The organism is Streptomyces atratus (genome assembly GCF_900119365.1).
Taxonomy (GTDB): domain Bacteria; phylum Actinomycetota; class Actinomycetes; order Streptomycetales; family Streptomycetaceae; genus Streptomyces; species Streptomyces atratus_B.
The window spans coordinates 366766-382462 of record NZ_FPJO01000004.1; the positions used below are offsets into that span (position 1 = coordinate 366766).

The 15697-nt window shown below is 67.9% G+C and carries 14 protein-coding genes and 5 pseudogenes; 6 read left to right on the forward strand and 13 right to left on the reverse strand.

Features of this window, described 5'->3' with window-relative positions; genetic code table 11:
• Nucleotides 1–54 precede the first annotated feature (54 nt).
• A complete protein-coding gene (locus BT364_RS10615) occupies nt 55–816 on the reverse strand; it encodes an HAD family hydrolase (protein WP_072484866.1) in 762 nt (253 codons plus the stop codon).
• Nucleotides 817–1010: 194 nt separating this feature from the next.
• On the opposite strand from BT364_RS10615, the gene BT364_RS10620 reads away from it, so the two are divergent.
• Entirely contained in the window at nt 1011–2039 is a 1029-nt protein-coding gene (locus tag BT364_RS10620) for a zinc-binding alcohol dehydrogenase family protein (RefSeq protein WP_072484867.1), read from the forward strand.
• A 478-nt stretch (nt 2040–2517) separates the two neighbouring features.
• On the opposite strand, the gene BT364_RS10625 is transcribed toward BT364_RS10620, so the two are convergent.
• From BT364_RS10625 to BT364_RS10655, 7 genes and pseudogenes are all read right to left on the reverse strand, one after another.
• Complete coding sequence (locus tag BT364_RS10625; RefSeq protein WP_079179390.1) at nt 2518–3393, reverse strand: universal stress protein; 876 nt, start codon at nt 3391–3393, stop codon at nt 2518–2520.
• Between the two features lie 63 nt (nt 3394–3456).
• Nucleotides 3457–4089, reverse strand: a complete 633-nt coding sequence (locus tag BT364_RS10630; RefSeq protein ID WP_072484868.1) for a CBS domain-containing protein — start codon at nt 4087–4089, stop codon at nt 3457–3459.
• A gap of 14 nt (nt 4090–4103) precedes the next feature.
• Entirely contained in the window at nt 4104–4706 is a 603-nt protein-coding gene (locus BT364_RS10635; protein ID WP_072484869.1) for a CBS domain-containing protein, read from the reverse strand.
• A 106-nt stretch (nt 4707–4812) separates the two neighbouring features.
• Nucleotides 4813–5550: a CBS domain-containing protein gene (locus BT364_RS10640; RefSeq protein ID WP_371268536.1), complete on the reverse strand. Its 738-nt coding sequence runs from the start codon at nt 5548–5550 to the stop codon at nt 4813–4815.
• A 108-nt stretch (nt 5551–5658) separates the two neighbouring features.
• A complete protein-coding gene (locus BT364_RS10645; protein ID WP_072484871.1) occupies nt 5659–6333 on the reverse strand; it encodes a CBS domain-containing protein in 675 nt (224 codons plus the stop codon).
• Between the two features lie 404 nt (nt 6334–6737).
• Nucleotides 6738–7361, reverse strand: coding sequence for a CBS domain-containing protein (locus tag BT364_RS10650; protein WP_072484872.1), 624 nt, complete (start codon nt 7359–7361; stop codon nt 6738–6740).
• Nucleotides 7362–7408: 47 nt separating this feature from the next.
• Nucleotides 7409–7642: pseudogene (locus BT364_RS10655) on the reverse strand (regulator); the annotation flags it as partial.
• A gap of 418 nt (nt 7643–8060) precedes the next feature.
• Between BT364_RS10655 and BT364_RS10660 the strand changes: the two are divergent.
• A complete protein-coding gene (locus BT364_RS10660; RefSeq protein WP_072484936.1) occupies nt 8061–8936 on the forward strand; it encodes a universal stress protein in 876 nt (291 codons plus the stop codon).
• A 117-nt stretch (nt 8937–9053) separates the two neighbouring features.
• Here the strand turns inward: BT364_RS10660 and BT364_RS42695 are convergent.
• Nucleotides 9054–9179 (reverse strand): annotated as a pseudogene (locus BT364_RS42695) (DUF1918 domain-containing protein); the annotation flags it as partial.
• A 218-nt stretch (nt 9180–9397) separates the two neighbouring features.
• Between BT364_RS42695 and BT364_RS10670 the strand changes: the two are divergent.
• A complete protein-coding gene (locus tag BT364_RS10670) occupies nt 9398–10066 on the forward strand; it encodes a CBS domain-containing protein (protein WP_072484873.1) in 669 nt (222 codons plus the stop codon).
• On the opposite strand, the pseudogene BT364_RS39075 reads toward BT364_RS10670, so the two are convergent.
• Together BT364_RS39075 and BT364_RS10680 are read right to left on the reverse strand one after the other, a co-directional pair.
• Nucleotides 10055–10465 (reverse strand): annotated as a pseudogene (locus tag BT364_RS39075) (transposase); the annotation flags it as partial. The gene BT364_RS10670 and the pseudogene BT364_RS39075 sit on opposite strands and share 12 nt — an antisense overlap.
• Before the next feature lie 39 nt (nt 10466–10504).
• Nucleotides 10505–11170: a nitroreductase gene (locus tag BT364_RS10680; protein WP_072484874.1), complete on the reverse strand. Its 666-nt coding sequence runs from the start codon at nt 11168–11170 to the stop codon at nt 10505–10507.
• 134 nt (nt 11171–11304) lie between these two features.
• Between BT364_RS10680 and BT364_RS10685 the strand changes: the two are divergent.
• Together BT364_RS10685 and BT364_RS10690 are read left to right on the forward strand one after the other, a co-directional pair.
• A pseudogene (locus BT364_RS10685) lies at nt 11305–11526 on the forward strand (transposase); the annotation flags it as partial.
• 196 nt (nt 11527–11722) lie between these two features.
• Nucleotides 11723–12139: a hypothetical protein gene (locus BT364_RS10690; protein ID WP_256259695.1), complete on the forward strand. Its 417-nt coding sequence runs from the start codon at nt 11723–11725 to the stop codon at nt 12137–12139.
• A gap of 277 nt (nt 12140–12416) precedes the next feature.
• On the opposite strand, the gene BT364_RS42230 is transcribed toward BT364_RS10690, so the two are convergent.
• Nucleotides 12417–12590, reverse strand: a complete 174-nt coding sequence (locus BT364_RS42230; RefSeq protein WP_218172414.1) for a hypothetical protein — start codon at nt 12588–12590, stop codon at nt 12417–12419.
• Between the two features lie 526 nt (nt 12591–13116).
• Between BT364_RS42230 and BT364_RS10700 the strand changes: the two genes are divergently transcribed.
• Nucleotides 13117–15168, forward strand: coding sequence for a phosphocholine-specific phospholipase C (locus BT364_RS10700; RefSeq protein ID WP_072484877.1), 2052 nt, complete (start codon nt 13117–13119; stop codon nt 15166–15168).
• A 48-nt stretch (nt 15169–15216) separates the two neighbouring features.
• On the opposite strand, the pseudogene BT364_RS10705 reads toward BT364_RS10700, so the two are convergent.
• Nucleotides 15217–15392, reverse strand: a pseudogene (locus BT364_RS10705) (integrase core domain-containing protein); the annotation flags it as partial.
• Nucleotides 15393–15697 lie beyond the last annotated feature (305 nt).

Genomic DNA, 15697 nt, shown 5'->3' on the forward strand with positions numbered 1-15697 from the left:
CGGATCGCTTGACCGGCCCATGGCCTTCGCGCGATCGAGTACGGGCCGCAGTTCTCAGTCCTTCCCGAGGGTCAACAGCTCGCCGGGGTCGGTCACGACCACATCGGCGCCATGGCGGCGCAGTCCGGCCGAATTGCTTCCTGAGGCCGTACGGTCCACTCCCACCACCAGACCGAATCCGCCCCGCCGGCCGGCCTCGACCCCGGCCAGCGCGTCCTCCAGTACAGCCGCGTCCCGGGCCGGAACACCCAGCCGCCGCGCCGCCTCCAGGAAGAGCGCTGGGTCTGGTTTGCCCGGAAGCCCCAGCCGACGCGCTTCGTTGCCGTCCACCACGCTCCGGAAGAGGCCGATCACGCCTGCCGCGGTCATCAGCTCGGTCGCGTGGCGGGACGCCGAAACAGCGGCACAGGGCATCTGCTCACACCGCAGTGTGTCCAGCAGACGGACGGTGCCCGGCCAGGCGGCGACACCGTGCGCACGCACGCTCGCGGTGAACAGTTCTTCCTTGCGGGCCGCGACGGCCCACACCGTGGCGGTGCCCGGCGCGTCGTCGGGATCGCCGCGCGGCAGGTCCAGTCCCCGGGAGGCCAGGAAGCCGGCGGCCCCGTCCAGCCGTGACCGGCCGTCGACATGGCGGAGATAGTCGTCCACCGGATCGAACGGGCGCTGCCCGCCCGCGGCCGAGAGACAGGCGTCGAATGCACCCTGCCAGGCCGCGGCATGGACCCGTGCGGAATCGATGACCACGCCGTCGGTATCGAAGACCACGGCCCGCAGTGAGCGCAGGCAGGCGGCCAGGGACGGTGTACCGCTCATGACGGATCCCTTCGCCAGGGAGCCCTCTCCATGGCATCACGGCTGCCGGCCGAGGGCGCGCCGACCGCAGGGGCGGGCTTCGTCACCTGCCCGAACGGCCGGGAGCCGTTGTCGGACGGAGCGGCGTGCGGACGCGGCCCTCCGATCCGCGGTGAGCGTTTGCCGGGCCTGCCGGTCGGCGACAGGCTGGGAACATGGCGCGCGTGCCGGCTTCGGGAACGCTGACCGGGTGGGTCGTAGGGAGCCCTGGTCCGATCGGGGACGGCCCGCTGGTGCGTGTGCGGCGTGCGCTGCCCTCGCCGGGGCCCGGTGAACTGTTGCTGAGGGTGGAGGCGTGCGGTGTGTGCCGTACCGATCTGCACCTTGCCGAGGGGGACCTGCGTCCGCACCGGGCGTCGGCCGTTCCCGGCCATGAGATCGTCGGCCGGGTGGCCGCCGTCGGCGAGTCCGTCACGGGCTTCCGGGTCGGTGACCGGGCCGGTGGGGCGTGGCTGCGCAGCACCTGCGGCCACTGCCGCTACTGCCGGGCCGGTCGTGAGAACCTGTGCCCGGCCTCCCTCTACACGGGCTGGGACGCGGACGGCGGTTTCGCCGACATCACCCTCGTACCGGCCGACTACGCCTACCGGCTCCCGGAGGACCAGGACGCGGCGCTGCTCGCGCCGCTGCTGTGTGCCGGGATCATCGGTTACCGGGCTCTGCGCCGCAGCGCCCTGCCGCCCGGCGGCCGGCTGGGGATCTACGGCTTCGGGGCCTCGGCGCATCTGGCGGCGCAGGTAGCCCTGGCCGAAGGAGCGACCGTGCACGTTCTGACCCGGTCGGCACGGGCCCGTGAACTCGCCCTCGACCTGGGTGCCTCCTCCGCGGGCGGGGCGTACGACCGCCCGCCCGAACCACTGGACTCGGCGATCCTGTTCGCACCGGTCGGTGAGCTGGTGCCCGTGGCACTGGAGGCACTGGACCGTTCGGGAACGCTCGCCGTCGCGGGCATCCACCTCACCGACATCCCCGTGCTCAACTACCGGCGCCACCTCTTCGAGGAACGCGATCTGCGCAGCGTCACCTCGAACACCCGGCAGGACGGCCGCGACTTCCTGGACACGGCCGCACGGATCGGCATCCGGGTCACCGTCAGCCCGTACCCGCTGAGCCGCGCCGACCGGGCCCTGGCGGACCTGGCCGCCGACCGGGTCAGCGGCGCCGCCGTCCTCGTGCCCGGATGACCCTCGTTCCGGCCGGGCCGCCATCCTCGTTCCGGCCGGGCCGCCATCCTCGTCCCGCAGCGCCCCACGCTCCCGTCCCCGACGACAGCCGGTTCCGGCACGGGCCCGGCCATGGGCCGATCGGTCCCTCTTCGGCACGGCCACTCGGCCCAGCTCCTGGCCCCCTCGGCACTGCGGCGATGCCCCCTGGGGAGCGACCGTGGATGTCGGACGTCTTGTCCGGACTCCGCCTCCCGAAGAGGTGACGACGATGCAACGCATCCGGATCAGGATCCGGCCGGGGAGGTCACGCGGTCATGCACAACAGGATCTGCGTACTCCCTCCGGTCGGCCCATGCGCTACTGAAGCCCGCAGTCACCGCACCTACGGCGGAGGGCATCATGGCAATGTGGCGGCCGCCGAAAGGGACCCGCGATCGGATGACCGGTCGGCCCCTGCCAGGATCCGGCAGGACGACGATCCGACAGGACGACATCGTCATTCGTGAGCGATGACGGCGACGGGCGCGGTGGAGTGATGGAGGATCGCGTGAGCGATCGGGCCGATGTGCGTGCCGACCGAGGACCGGCGGATGCGACGGCCGACGATCACCAGACCCGCCTCGGAACCTGCCTCCAGGAGTTGCTCGGAGGAGGGTCCGACCGTCACCCGCGCGTCGAGGTCGACAGCCGGGTACATGTCCCGCCAGGGCCTCAGCATGTCGTCCAGGCCGGTTCGCTCGACCTGGGCGATCTGGGCATTGACTTCAGGGTTGTACGCGGATCCGGACCCGGCCAGAGGGGGCAGCATCCAGCTGTGCAGCGCATGGAGTGTGCAACCCCGCCGTGATGCCTCGCCGAATGCGAAGGAGAGCAGGGCGTCGCACGGCCGACCGGTGTCGACGCCCACGACCACGCCGCGGTCCAGGTGCCGCCCCTGGGCGTGCGGCAGCGCGTCCTCGGTCGCGCGTACCAGGACGACGGGCTGCTCCACGGAGTGGATGACGGCCATGCCGACGGAACCGAGGACGAAACCCCTGAGCGTGCCCAGTCCTCGGGAGCCGAGCACCAGCATGCTCGCGCCCGCTGCGGCATGGGCCAGTGAGCGCGCTGGTTGTCCGTCGAACGATTCGGCGCTGATCTCGAGTCGCGGGTGCTTGTCCAGCAGCTCGTCGGAAGCTTCACGTAGGAGGGTCCGAGCCGCCTGGCGGCGCTCTTCGGAACCGGCCGAGGGAACGCCGAGGGGCGGAGACCATATTTCGGCGTGGACGAGATGGAGGGGCGCATTGCGAAGGAGCGCTTCCCGCGCGCCCCAATGAGCTGCCGCGACACTTTCTGTGGATCCGTCGAGGCCGACGACAATACGCCGGTTCATGATGGCCCTCCTCGGACAGGGGGTGCTTCGGGTCGGTGAAGAACTCGCGTACGCGTGGGCGGGTCAGACCTTCTTCTGCTGCTGCCCGGTGTCCATCCGTACATCGTCGGACAGATCGTCCTGCTCGTGGTCGAGCCGGTTGATCACGTCCACGACTCCGTCGACGCTCCGGCACAGACGCAGGACGACGGGGACGAGGCTGCGCCGGGCCACGGTGCCACTGAGCGTCACGACGCCATCGGCGACCTCCACGGTCAGTGACGAGGGACTGAGCCGCAGCGTGTGTGTCAGGATGTCTTCGAGGATTTCCTCCTGGATGGCGTGGTCCCTGCGCAGAAAGAGTTGCAGGAGGTCGCTGCGGCTCAGGACCCCGATCAGCCGACCTTCGCTGTCGATGACAGGGAGCCTCTTGACCTTGTGCTTCTCCATGACGCGAGCGGCGCGGACCGCGCTCCACCCAGGACCTGCGGTGATCGCCGGGTGACTCATGAGATCGACGGCGGTGTTCCCGGTGTCGTGCCGGCGGAGCAGGTCGGCCTCGGAAACGACGCCCACGGGGCATCCGTTCTCGTCCAGGACGGGCACGGCGGTGATTCCGAACTCGTCGAGGAGCCGGGCGATCTCCTTGAACGTGGTGCCGCGCTGGACGCTGACGGCTGCGGGCGTCATGAGGTCGGAGACGCTGCGATGCCTCATCGTCGCCCTCCATTTCACGAGGGAACTTCGGACTCGAGCCGGGCCGAGACGTCCACGACTCCCGGCACCGTGCGCGCGACACGCACCAGCACGTCACCGAGTGACGGGTCGGGGACGGTGCCGCTCAGACGGACGATGCCGTCGGACACATGGACGTACACGGTCGCGGAGCCCTCAGGGATCAGCTGATTCATGATCAGCTCGCGCAGTTCCTGGGCGATGTCCGCGTCCGGACGGAGGTAGATCTTGAGCAGATCACCCCGGCTGACCACGCCCACGAGACGTCCGTCGTCGTCGACGACCGGCAGCCGTTTGAGGTGGCCGCGCGCCATCAGCCGGGCGGCCCCCGGTATACCCGCGTTCCGGGGCACCGTCACGGCGGGGACGGTCATCAGCTGACCGGCGGTGACGGCGCGGGAGTCGTCTTGGCCCTGTGCCTTGAGCAGAAGGTCCGCTTCGGAGACCACGCCGACGACTCGCCCCTCGTCGGACACGACGGGCAGCGCACTGATCCGCCATTGCCGCATGGCCTCCACGATGTCCTTGAACGGCGCTCCGCGGTTGACCGTGACGACGGCGTGCGTCATCACGTCGTCGACGGTACGCAGATGTTTCATAGTTCCTCCAGGAACATGCCCCCGTACCTCAGAGCGTCGGCACCGTCGGCGTCCGCCGGTAGGACCGCACGGGGACTGATCGGCCCTGTTGCCCCGGCGTGAACGCTCAGGTGTTGTCGGCCTCATGTGCAGAATCGTGATCCGGCTGCAGGTCGTCCACGGCGTATGCGAGGGACTGGTCGACACTGACGACACCGTCGACGGAGAGGCACAGGAGTTCGATGACCGGAATGGTTGAGCGTTCCTCTACTGTGCCGCTCAGAGTGACGACTCCTTCCTGAACGGTGACTGTCACGCCGCCCGGTGTCAGCCGGAGAGTCCGGCCCAGTACCTCGTCGACGATTTCTTCGTGTATGGCGTCATCGCGGCGGAGCATGGGGCGCAGCAGATCCGAGCGGCTGACGATGCCCACGAGCGTGCCGGTGTCATCGATCACCGGAAGGCGCTTGACGCCCCGCTCGTTCAGGAAGCGCGCCGTCTCGACGATGCCCCACGAGGGCCGGGCCGTGAGCACGGGAGCGGACATGAGATCAGCGGCGGTGCGGGCGTCCATGGTGCGGTGGTCAACGGCCGCCGTTCCGCGTAGCTGGTCACGGCCCTCTGCTTCCGGCAGACCCGCCTGTCTGCGGAGCAGGTCGGCCTCCGAGACGATGCCGATGGGGTGGTGGTGGGTGTCCACGACAGGCAGGGCCGAGACATCGTTGTAGGCAAGGCTCCAGGCGACCGTTTTGAGCGATGCTTCGGGGCTGGCCGTGGCCACGTCCCGGGTCATGACTTCGGCAACAGTGCGGTGCATCATGGTCCGATTCCCCTTTCGTGCAGGGCGTCCGTCGTGGGAAGCCACGTCATACGGGACGCCGCCCACGACCGGCGACGGGGTACATGCCCGCCGCGGCCCGGACGAGTCGACGGCCAATACACCGTGACGGGTGGCGATGGCAGCAGCGCGACCTCACCGCTCGGTGGACGGGCCATGCGTGACCCCCTGGATGGAGGCGGGCACGGGGCCGTCCACGGGTGCGGTCACATGACTCACGACCGCGACCACCCCGTCGAGCTGTTCGGCAAGGTAGGCCAGGATCGCGATCTGGCTCCGGCTCTCCAGCCGGCCCTCCAGGGTGACAACACCGTCGATGACGTGGACGGTGACCGCGTCGGGCCCGAGCCCCATGGCGCTCACCAGCACGTCCTGGATGATGCGTCGTCGTATCTCTGCGTCGGGTCGAAGGAAGAGACGCAGCAGGTCCCGGCGGGTGACAATGCCGACAAGCCTGTCCTCGTCGTCCACGACCGGAAGCCTTTCCACACCACTGCGCGTCATCAGCCGGGCGGCCCCCGGCGCGCTCTCCACCGCGTGGACGGTCACCGCCGGCGTCGACATGATCTCGGCAGCGGTGCATTCCGCTCCGGACGAGGCCGTGGCACCGGCATCAGGATGACCCGCCGCCTGCCTGCTCAGCAGATCGCTTTCGGAGACGACACCGACAACCCGATCCTCGTCGTCGAGCACGGGCAGTCCACTGATGTCGTGCTGGGCGAGCAGCTTCGCGACCTCCTTGAAGGAGGTGAGAGAGACGACCGAGACGACGTCGTCGGTCATCAGGTCTCCCACCTTGATGTGTTTCATGGCGGTACCTCCCGCCGTCTCACGGTGATTCACCCGGACACGATGCCGGCGGTTGTTCAGGAACCACGATCCTTCGGGCCGCACGGGGACAGGAGGGCCGAACGGGGCGTGACCGGGACCGATCGGACCCGGCCTCGGGCACCATGGCACCTGGGGCCCGCAGGATTCTCCCGACAGGGTCCGTCGGCCCCGGGGCGGTCCTGAGCGGCCCTCTCCCCGCAGGGGCAAGCGGTTCCAGTGTGAGAGCTCACCCTTCAGCGGCCTCGGTGAGGAGCAACCAAGGAGCCCCACGCCGGCCGGACCGGAGGTGGCGCGAGGCGCTTCGTCGTTCAGAGAGTGCCGCGACGGTGCAGTCGCGTCGTCTCGTTGATGACCGTTTCCCTGAAACCGCTCTCCCAGGAACTTCAGGCAAGATCCATGCGGACGTCCACAACGCCTTCGACCGCGCGAACGGCCCGGGCCAGAAGCGGCACCAGAGAACGGTCCCGGAGAGGCCCTTGAACGGTGACGACACCGTCCAGCACAGTGATTTCCACCCGCTCCGGGGGAGACAGTCCGGCGACGACAGCGGACCGGATCTCCTCGCCGATCTCCTCGTCCGGGCGCAGGAACACCTTCAAGAGGTCGCTGCGGCTCACGACGCCCTCCAGCATGCCGAGATCGTTCACGACGGGCAGTCGTTTCACGTGCTTGCGCGCCATGATCCGGGCGGCCTCGGCGAGCGTGGCGTCGGGGTGGACGGTGACCGCCGGGCTCGACATCAGATCCCCGGCCAGTACGGCGTCGGCTTTGGACGCCTCCTCCAGTTGGCCGGGCAGTTGCGGGTCGTCCTGCCGGAACTCCTCCTTCGGCAGCAGGTCCGCCTCGGAGACGACCCCGACGACGCGGCCCTCGCCTTCGAGGACCGGCACGGCGCTGACTTTCCACTGGTGCATCAGCTCGACGATCTCCTTGTACGAGGCTTCGCGGCCGATGGCCACGGCCGTGTGGGTCATGACGTCGCTGACGGTGTACGGGGATGCGGCCATGGGGTGCTCCTCGGGCGTGACTCCTGGGTGGCGGCACGACGGCGAACTCAGACGAACCCGCCGCTGCCGTGCGGGGCGTAGAGATCGTGGAGGCGGATCCGGGTGGCCTGCAACCGGTGGGCGAGGACCTGCCCGCCCCAATGGCCGATGGCCGAACCGAGGGCGGGATCCGCGTCCATCATCATGCGTACGGTCTCCGCGTCGAACTCATGGGTACGGACAGGTGTCATCGCCTCCGCCCCGAGGTGCCAGATGTAGGGCTTGAACAGCCAGGCCCAGCCTCCTCAGTGGTCCCCGGTGTCAGCATCGCCGGGCAGCCGGTTCACGGACATGGGCCATCCGACCCCTGCCGCAGGTCCGTCCGGCCCCGGGCGGGCTCTGCGATCCCGGAGCACTTGGCGGCCCTGTCGGCCGGGTCGCTCCTTGTGCCGATCGCAAGACCGGACCAGGCCGCCTGGCCCTTCGACTAGAGCCTCCCGCGCATCACGGGCCAACCGGACGCCGGGGCGGCAACGAGCACATCCGACCCTCGCCGTGCCGCTGCCGAAGGGCTCGTCGTGCATGCGGTCCAGCCGGACCACGAAGAGGGCCGAACGTTCCCCATCCGGGCCGAACCGGCCCTCACCGCCGACCCGCTCCGGTGCGACCGTGAAAACATGCGCTCTCCCTCCGGCAGGCGAACGGAAGGCGGTGGGGATGATGAAGCTGCCCCTGGTCACGGGTGTGGACGGATCGGAGAGCAGCCTGAGGGCGGTCGACTGGGCCGCCGATGAGGCAGCCCTCCGCAGGCTGTCGCTGCGGCTGGTGTACGCGTCCAGGTGGGAGCAGTACGAGGGTGCCGCACTCGCACTCACCTTGGGCCGGCCTTCGGAACGGGCGCTCGCCGACCGCATCGTCGAAACCACCGCTGAGCGGGTCCGCCGCCGTCATCCAGAGGTCGACGTCTCGGCCAAGGTGACACCCGAGGACGCGGTGATCGCCCTGCTGCACGAGGGGCGCAACGCCGAGGCGCTGATCACCGGAGAGCGAGGCCGTGGCGGGCTCACCGGACTTCTGCTCGGTTCGGTCAGCCTGGCCGTGGCCGCGCGGGCCCCGTGCCCCGTCATCGTCGTGCGCGGTGACAGGGCAGGAACCGAAGGCGGGCACGGGCGGATCCTCCTGGGCGTCGGGGAACGGGAGGGAGGATCGGCGGCGGTTCGGTTCGCCTTCCGTGAGGCCGGGGCGAGGGGCTGCGAACTGGATGCCGTACGTGCTTGGCGCTGTCCCCCGCACGATCGCGCAGACCATCCGCGTACCGTCGACGAGCCGCACCTCTACTGCAAGGAACGTGCGGCGACCCTGATCGACGAAGCGGTGGCCGAGACCGTACGCGAACACCCGACGGTCAGGCTGCACTCGGCGGCGGTCGAGGGAACGGCCGCAAAGGTACTGGTCCGGCGCTCGGCCGCGGCGGACCTGATCGTCGTCGGAGCGCATCGCCGCCGGGGCCACCTCGGACTCCAACTCGGCCGGGTTGCCCATACCCTGCTCCATCACGCCGACTGTCCGGTGGCCGTCATACCTCTCGAGGCATGATCGTGTGCCCCCCTTGCCTCACTTCCCGAGTCGCGACGCGTGGCCGGGGCACGGACGACTCCCACCCGTACGTCCACCTCGACCGCGACCTCTGTATCGCCTGCGGCCGGTGTGTCCGGATGTGTGCACGCCATAGGGAGGGGTTCCATCCGCATGGTGGAGTCCGACGATCTCGCCTGCGCGCCTGCTGGCGGCGGTGGCCGGGCTTTCGACGACAAGGTGATCGCCGAGGTGAGCTCGCATGATCGTCACCGTTCCTTATCGTGTCGCTGTACTCAAACTGCCACGCACGGTGTGCCGCCGCACGAGGAGGAAAGCACAATGCTGTGGGGCCGAGTGGGCCGTTCTCGGGGCCCACCGGCCCCAAAGGCGAGCCCGGTCGGCTCAACCGTGGGCGTCTGGTTCCTGATCCGCTCGACACATGACCACTCCTGACCGGCATTCCCCGAAAGGCAAGTCACATGCATCACCGAACCGTTGCAGAGCTCATGACCCGAGACGTCGTGCGGGCACGGCGTGACCTGCCGTTCAAGGAGATCGTCAAACTGCTGGCGGAGAACGATGTCACGGCAGTGCCCGTGGTGGACGAATTGGACCGGCCCATGGGTGTCGTGTCCGAGGCCGACCTGCTGCGCAAGTCCGCCGACCTGACCGACCCGTCCGGCCGGACACCGATTCCACATCTGGAGGCCTGGGAGCGGGCCAAGGCCGAGGGGGCCAGGGCCGAGGAGCTGATGTCGGCTCCCGCAGTGTGCGCGCGTCCGGAGTGGACCGTGGTCGAGGCAGCCCGCCTCATGGAAGTGCAGGACGTGAAACGTCTGCCCGTTGTGGACGAGACGGACAAGCTACTGGGCATCGTCAGCCGCAGAGACCTGCTACGGGTCTTCCTGCGCCACGATGATGCCATCCGTGAGGAAATCAACCGGGATGTGTTGCAGCAGACGATGGGCCTCGCTCCCTCGGCGGTGACGGCCGAGGTCCGGCAGGGGGAGGTGGCCCTCAGCGGATCCGTCGAGTTCAAGAGCCTGATCCCTGTCGTCGAACGGTTGTGCAGGAGCGTCGACGGTGTGGTGTCCGTCGCCGAGCACCTGGCCTACCGGACCGACGACGTACCGAGTTCACCCACCTAGCACGTGAGTCACCGTGCCGCTGTTGTCCGCCGCCTGGTCTGTGACGTGGCGGCGAGCGATGCGAAGGGTGCGGGTGAAGGACAGTCTGTCGGGGTCGAGGCCGGCTTGGTGTGCGGTGTGGTGCATGACGTCCCGGAGTGCGTGGTGGACAAGAAGGAAGCCGTAGATTTCCTGCTCGACGCCATCGGGGTACTGGGAGCGGAGGACGAGGCGGTGTCCGCCCTGATGGGTCTTGATCTCGTCCAGGGTGTTCTCGATCTCCCAGCGTTGATGGTAGAGGCCCGCCAGGTCGGCCGCAGGGGCCTCCTGCGGGTTGCAGATGGTCGTGATCAGCCGGTAGACCGTGTCGTCGTCCTCACGGCCGAGGGTGTACTCGATGACGCGGACCCGGACCGGTTCCCGGCGCTTGCGGTCGCGAGGATCTTGACTGCCTGGCGGTCACACTCCGATGAAGCTCACTGTTTCTGTCATGTCCGCCCGCCCAGTACGCAGATGTGGCACGCCCTCCCTCTCGAATCCGACTGCGACACCGCAGAACAGTGCGAGCCCGTCATCGGCTCCGACTGTCTGGGTGACACTCTTGCGATACATCGTCCACATCACCTGGGGGCAGCTGTGCAGCCCTTCCGCCCGTAGCAACAGCATGACCGTCTGCAAGTACATCCCCGCGTCTCCCCACTGTCCGGGCCCCATCGCGCGGTCGAGGTAGCAGAACAGTACGACTGGTGCCCCGAACGCCTCCGCGTTCAAGGTGGCGATCTTCTTGGGCCTCTCGGGGTCGTCGCGCTCGATTCCCAGCGCTGCGTAACGCTGGGTCGCCGCGGCGGAGAAACGGTCCAGATACGGCGAGGTCAGGTCGGCCGGGTACATCGGGTACTCCCGCTCATCACCCGGGTCTCCGGCCAGTGCCCTGGCTGTCGCGCGCCTTTTCAGTTCGGCCAAGGGATCGCCGGTTACGACGTACACATGCCACGGCTGGAGGTTCCCACTTGACGGAGCTCGCGTAGCTGCAGACAGCACTCGTTCGAGTATCTCCATGGGTACCGGCTCATCGCTGAACGCCCGCACGGCCCGGCGGCTGTCCACGGCTTCGTACACATCCACGTTCTCTCGCCCTCTCGCTCAACAACAAACCCCCTCAACCGTATTCAGTGGCCGGCGCCGACCATCACCCGGCACTGTGCAGTCTCCTGACGGGCAGTTGAGTCGTTTACAGGACTGCGGGTCGTGGAGGTGATCTGGCTGATGCCCAGTGGGAGCGGCTTCAGACGCTCCTGCCCGTGAGCAATGGGCGTTGTGGGTGGTGGCGGGACCATCGACAGGTGATCAACGGTGTGCTGTGCCGGATCTGGACGGGTGTGCAGTGGCGCGATCTGCCGGAGCGCTACGGCCCGTGGAAAACGGTGCACGAGCGGCATCGCCGCTGGTCGGCGGACGGCACTTGGGAGCCGCTGCTGCAGCCTAAGCTGAGTTCCTGAACGAGAACCAGTGACCAGGCAGGGGTGTTCGGCCCAGAGCTGAGGTGCGGCAGGCAGCGAGGCCGTGGTCAGTGCGGGTGTCCTTCTCTCTTACGATCGGACGGAAGTTGCCAGTGGAGGCGAGGGCAGGTGAGTGGGATTGGGGCAAGTCCTTGACTGGTTCTGGGAGGTCTTGGATGTGACAAGACCACGCCTGTCTGCCCTGGAGGCATGGCTGGAGGCACAGCCAAGACAGATTCTTGAGGGGTTCGCGCTGGCATACCTGGATGCGGCGGACTCACTGATCGACTTCTCGCAAGGCGTACACGTCGACGGAGCGGTCTGGTCCGAGGACAGCACCGAGGATCTGTGCATGTGGGTGGTCGGCCAGGGCCACAGGTTCTGGTGCTCGGTGGTCACGGGTGAGTGGGAACTGGCAGAGGCTGCGCAGGCATATCTGGGACGCCCATCGCCGCTCAGCGGCGAAGTGACTCAGTGGGATCAAGAGGTCTCGGCCCCGGAACACCGGGGTTATCAGTCCCCGGCCGCTATCGTCTACGGCGTCTATCGAACGCGTTTTGCAGAGGACCTGCACGAACGGCTTTCGGATGGATGACCTGCTGTCCCGTTAACCGTGATGGTACGGGTGAGCGTCGTGGTGGCAGACTGGTCTGACAACGGGACCTCTCGGGGCAGGAAGACTTTGGTCGGTCTCCCGCTTCTGCAGGAGGTCCCGTTCTCGCATCCCCAAGGTCCCCAGCTGTCAGGGTTTCCCCCGCGCTCCTGACTTCGTGGCCTTGGCCCGTCACGCTCACGACTTGACAAAGCCATTAGGAATCCACGGCACCATCACGACCGCAGCGATCCGGCTCTGGCCCCGGCCCTGAGCGAACTCACCCCGTCTGAACTGACGTCCGGGAGAAGAGCAACATCGCGACAGACAGAACAACGGGACAGAGACCCGCGCTCCATGGCTGCGGCACGATCTTCAGAGCGCCAACCGTCAGAGCGGCGAGCAGGAACCAGCTCATGAAGAGCCCCGGACGTTTGATCAGCGTCTTGGCCACGGCGGCCGAACGGCTCCGGAAACTTTCCCCCATCGACCCCATGGCCAGACCTTGGCCCTTCCCAGCAGGAGGACTACGGCGACGATTCGTGATCCGCCGGACAGGGCCTGGCGAGCTCCCGTCCGCCACCCGCGAACCGGACATGAACGAACGCCTGCGGCAGCTCGGAGAAGCGGCGACGTACGAGCATCGTCCGACCGGCAAGGACCTCCCGACCGAGCCGGTCCGTGCAGGATCTCCTTTGCCGCCACCGGTGTCCCGGTCGGGAAGCGCACGCCCCGGCAAAGGAGCAGACCGCGATGGTGTGCGACGCCTTGGTCTACCGAACGGAGGCCGATCCGAGGGCAGTGGAACGGGACTTGTGGCATGACGTACGGCGACGCGCTGACGGCTCGCACACCAGCCGCCCACATTTTGCGCGACCGTCACCTCAGGCCACTTTCCTCAAGCCCGGGTCTTCTTGAATACTCCGTCTGCCCCTCTTCGTGGACGGACATCACCGAAGCAACAGGAGGACCCCACAGCCATGACCGAAATCAATAGGCGCCGCTTCCTTCAAATCGCCGGAGCCACGACGGGGTTCGCCGCCCTGTCCGGCTCCATCGACCGCGCCGCAGCCATCCCCGCGGCGCGCCGCAGCGGAACCGTCCAGGACATCGAACACATCGTCGTCCTCATGCAGGAGAACCGTTCCTTCGATCATTACTTCGGGTCGATGAAGGGCGTCCGGGGCTTCGGAGACCCCCGCCCGGTGACACTGCCCAGCGGCAAACCGGTATGGCATCAGGCAAGCGGCGGCAAGGAAACCCTGCCCTACCACCCGGACGCCGACAACCTGGGCATGCAGTTCATCGCGGGCCTCGACCACGACTGGGCCGGCGGCCACAACGCGTTCAACAACGGCAAGTACGACAAATGGATCCCCGCCAAGGGCGCCGGCACCATGGCGTACCTGACACGGGACGACATCCCGTTCCACTACGCCCTCGCCGACAAATTCACCATCTGCGACGACTACCACTGCTCGTTCATCGGTGCGACCGACCCGAACCGCTACTACATGCTCTCCGGACACGTCGGCAACGACGGCACCGGCGGCGGCCCGGTCCTCGGCAATCAGGAAGCAGGATACGGCTGGACGACGTATGCCGAACGCCTTGAGAAGGCAGGCATCTCCTGGAAGGTGTACCAGGACATCGGCGACGGCCTCGACGCGGCCGGCGGCTGGGGCTGGATCAACGACGCATACCGCGGCAACTACGGCGACAACTCCCTGCTGTACTTCAACAACTACCGCAACGCCAAGCCCGGCGACCCCCTGTACGAAAAGGCCCGCACCGGCACGAACGCCAAGGCAGGAGACGGATACTTCGACATCCTCAAGGCCGACGTCAAGGCCGCCAGGCTGCCGCAGATCTCCTGGATCGCCGCCCCCGAAGCTTTCTCCGAACACCCCAACTGGCCTGCAAACTACGGCGCTTGGTACATCTCGCACGTCCTTGACGCGCTCACCTCGAACCCCGATGTATGGAGCAGGACCGCCCTGTTCATCACATACGACGAGAACGACGGCTACTTCGACCACGTCGTGCCGCCCTACCCCCCGGCCTCCGCCAGCCAAGGTCTCTCCACCGTCGACACCACACTCGACCACTACAAGGGCAGTATCGGATACGCCGCAGGCCCCTACGGCCTCGGACAGCGCGTCCCGATGATCGTTGTCTCGCCATGGTCCACCGGCGGATACGTCTGCTCCGAGACCTTCGATCACACCTCGATCCTGCGCTTCATGGAGAACCGGTTCGGAGTGAAGGAGACCAACATCTCACCATGGCGGCGCGCCATCTGCGGTGATCTCACATCCGCCTTCGACTTCTCCCTCGAGATCACGGACCCGGCTGACCTGCCGGACACCGCGGGCTACGCCCCGCCGGACCGCGACCGCCACAACAGCTACGTACCGAGGCCACCCGCCCAGGGCGCCCTGCCCCGGCAAGAGGCCGGGGCGCGGCCGAGCCGCCCGCTCTCCTACGCTCCCTACGTCGACGGGGCCGCAGACCTCACGACCGGCAAGTACAAGCTGACGTTCAGTGCAGGGGACCAGGCGGGCGCCGCCTTCCAGGTGCGCTCGCAGAAGCGCACCGACGGCCCGTGGACGTACACGGCGGCAGCCGGAAAGTCCGTTTCCGACAGCTGGAACTCCGTGTACTCCGGCGGTAGTTACGACCTCACGGCCCACGGCCCGAACGGCTTCCTGCGCACCTTCAAGGGCAACAACAAAGCCGCCGAGCCGGAGGTGACGGCACGCCACGACGCCGGCAGCCTGAAGCTCACCCTGAACAACCCGTCGACCGCCGACGCACACCTCACCGTGACCAACGCGTACGGTGGCGAGCGCCAAACCTACACGGTCCGCGCCGGCGCCACCGTCGAGCAGAGCATCGACCTGCGCGCCACCAAACGCTGGTACGACCTGACGGTCGTCGTCGAGGGCAACGCCGGATACCTGCGGCGTCTGGCCGGGCACGTCGAGAACGGTCAAGCCGGCGTGAGTGACCCGGGCATCGCAACCGTGTGAGACCCGCACCCCACCACCCGGCGGGCGAAGGGTCACACATGTATTCGGTCACGACGTTGGTGACAGTCGGCAGATCGGGGTTGGCCGCCGAGCGTGGTGTGTCTGCGTCGAGTGTTGTAGTAGGTCAGCCAGGGTGTCAGTGCGCGGGAGCGTGCGGTGTTGCTGGTGAACACCTGGCGATAGGCCCATTCTGTCTGCAGGGTGCGGTTGAAGCGCTCGGTCCTGACCGGCGGCGTCGTATAGGCAGCCGACGGGTGCGGATCGTACGAGTGACAGGCCGCGCCATGCCGACCAGTCGGCGGGCAGGGTGCGCTCCCAGCCGGCGTCGGGGTGCCAGAAGCCCACGGCGTCGCCCAGTGGGACGTCCAGGCGCAGGGTCACGGTGCCGTCCGCCGTTGCCATGACAAGAGCCTCGGTCCCGGCAGCGTCGTCGTGCGACAGGGTCAGGGTGGCGCTGTCGGCGAGGGTACGCAGGCTGATTCGTGTGTCGCCCACATCGAGGGTGTTCACGCCGTCTTCCCACTGACCG

What these genes read in the sequence shown, in the direction of transcription:
- BT364_RS10630 (WP_072484868.1), bottom strand. Translation starts at nt 4,089, where the DNA reads ATGAGGCATCGCAGCGTCTCCGACCTCATGACGCCCGCAGCCGTCAGC.
- BT364_RS10620 (WP_072484867.1), top strand. Translation starts at nt 1,011, where the DNA reads ATGGCGCGCGTGCCGGCTTCGGGAACGCTGACCGGGTGGGTCGTAGGG.
- BT364_RS10650 (WP_072484872.1), bottom strand. Translation starts at nt 7,361, where the DNA reads ATGGCCGCATCCCCGTACACCGTCAGCGACGTCATGACCCACACGGCC.
- BT364_RS10645 (WP_072484871.1), bottom strand. Translation starts at nt 6,333, where the DNA reads ATGAAACACATCAAGGTGGGAGACCTGATGACCGACGACGTCGTCTCG.
- BT364_RS10660 (WP_072484936.1), top strand. Translation starts at nt 8,061, where the DNA reads ATGAAGCTGCCCCTGGTCACGGGTGTGGACGGATCGGAGAGCAGCCTG.
- BT364_RS10700 (WP_072484877.1), top strand. Translation starts at nt 13,117, where the DNA reads ATGACCGAAATCAATAGGCGCCGCTTCCTTCAAATCGCCGGAGCCACG.
- BT364_RS10625 (WP_079179390.1), bottom strand. Translation starts at nt 3,393, where the DNA reads ATGAACCGGCGTATTGTCGTCGGCCTCGACGGATCCACAGAAAGTGTC.
- BT364_RS10635 (WP_072484869.1), bottom strand. Translation starts at nt 4,706, where the DNA reads ATGAAACATCTGCGTACCGTCGACGACGTGATGACGCACGCCGTCGTC.
- BT364_RS10615 (WP_072484866.1), bottom strand. Translation starts at nt 816, where the DNA reads ATGAGCGGTACACCGTCCCTGGCCGCCTGCCTGCGCTCACTGCGGGCC.
- BT364_RS10670 (WP_072484873.1), top strand. Translation starts at nt 9,398, where the DNA reads ATGCATCACCGAACCGTTGCAGAGCTCATGACCCGAGACGTCGTGCGG.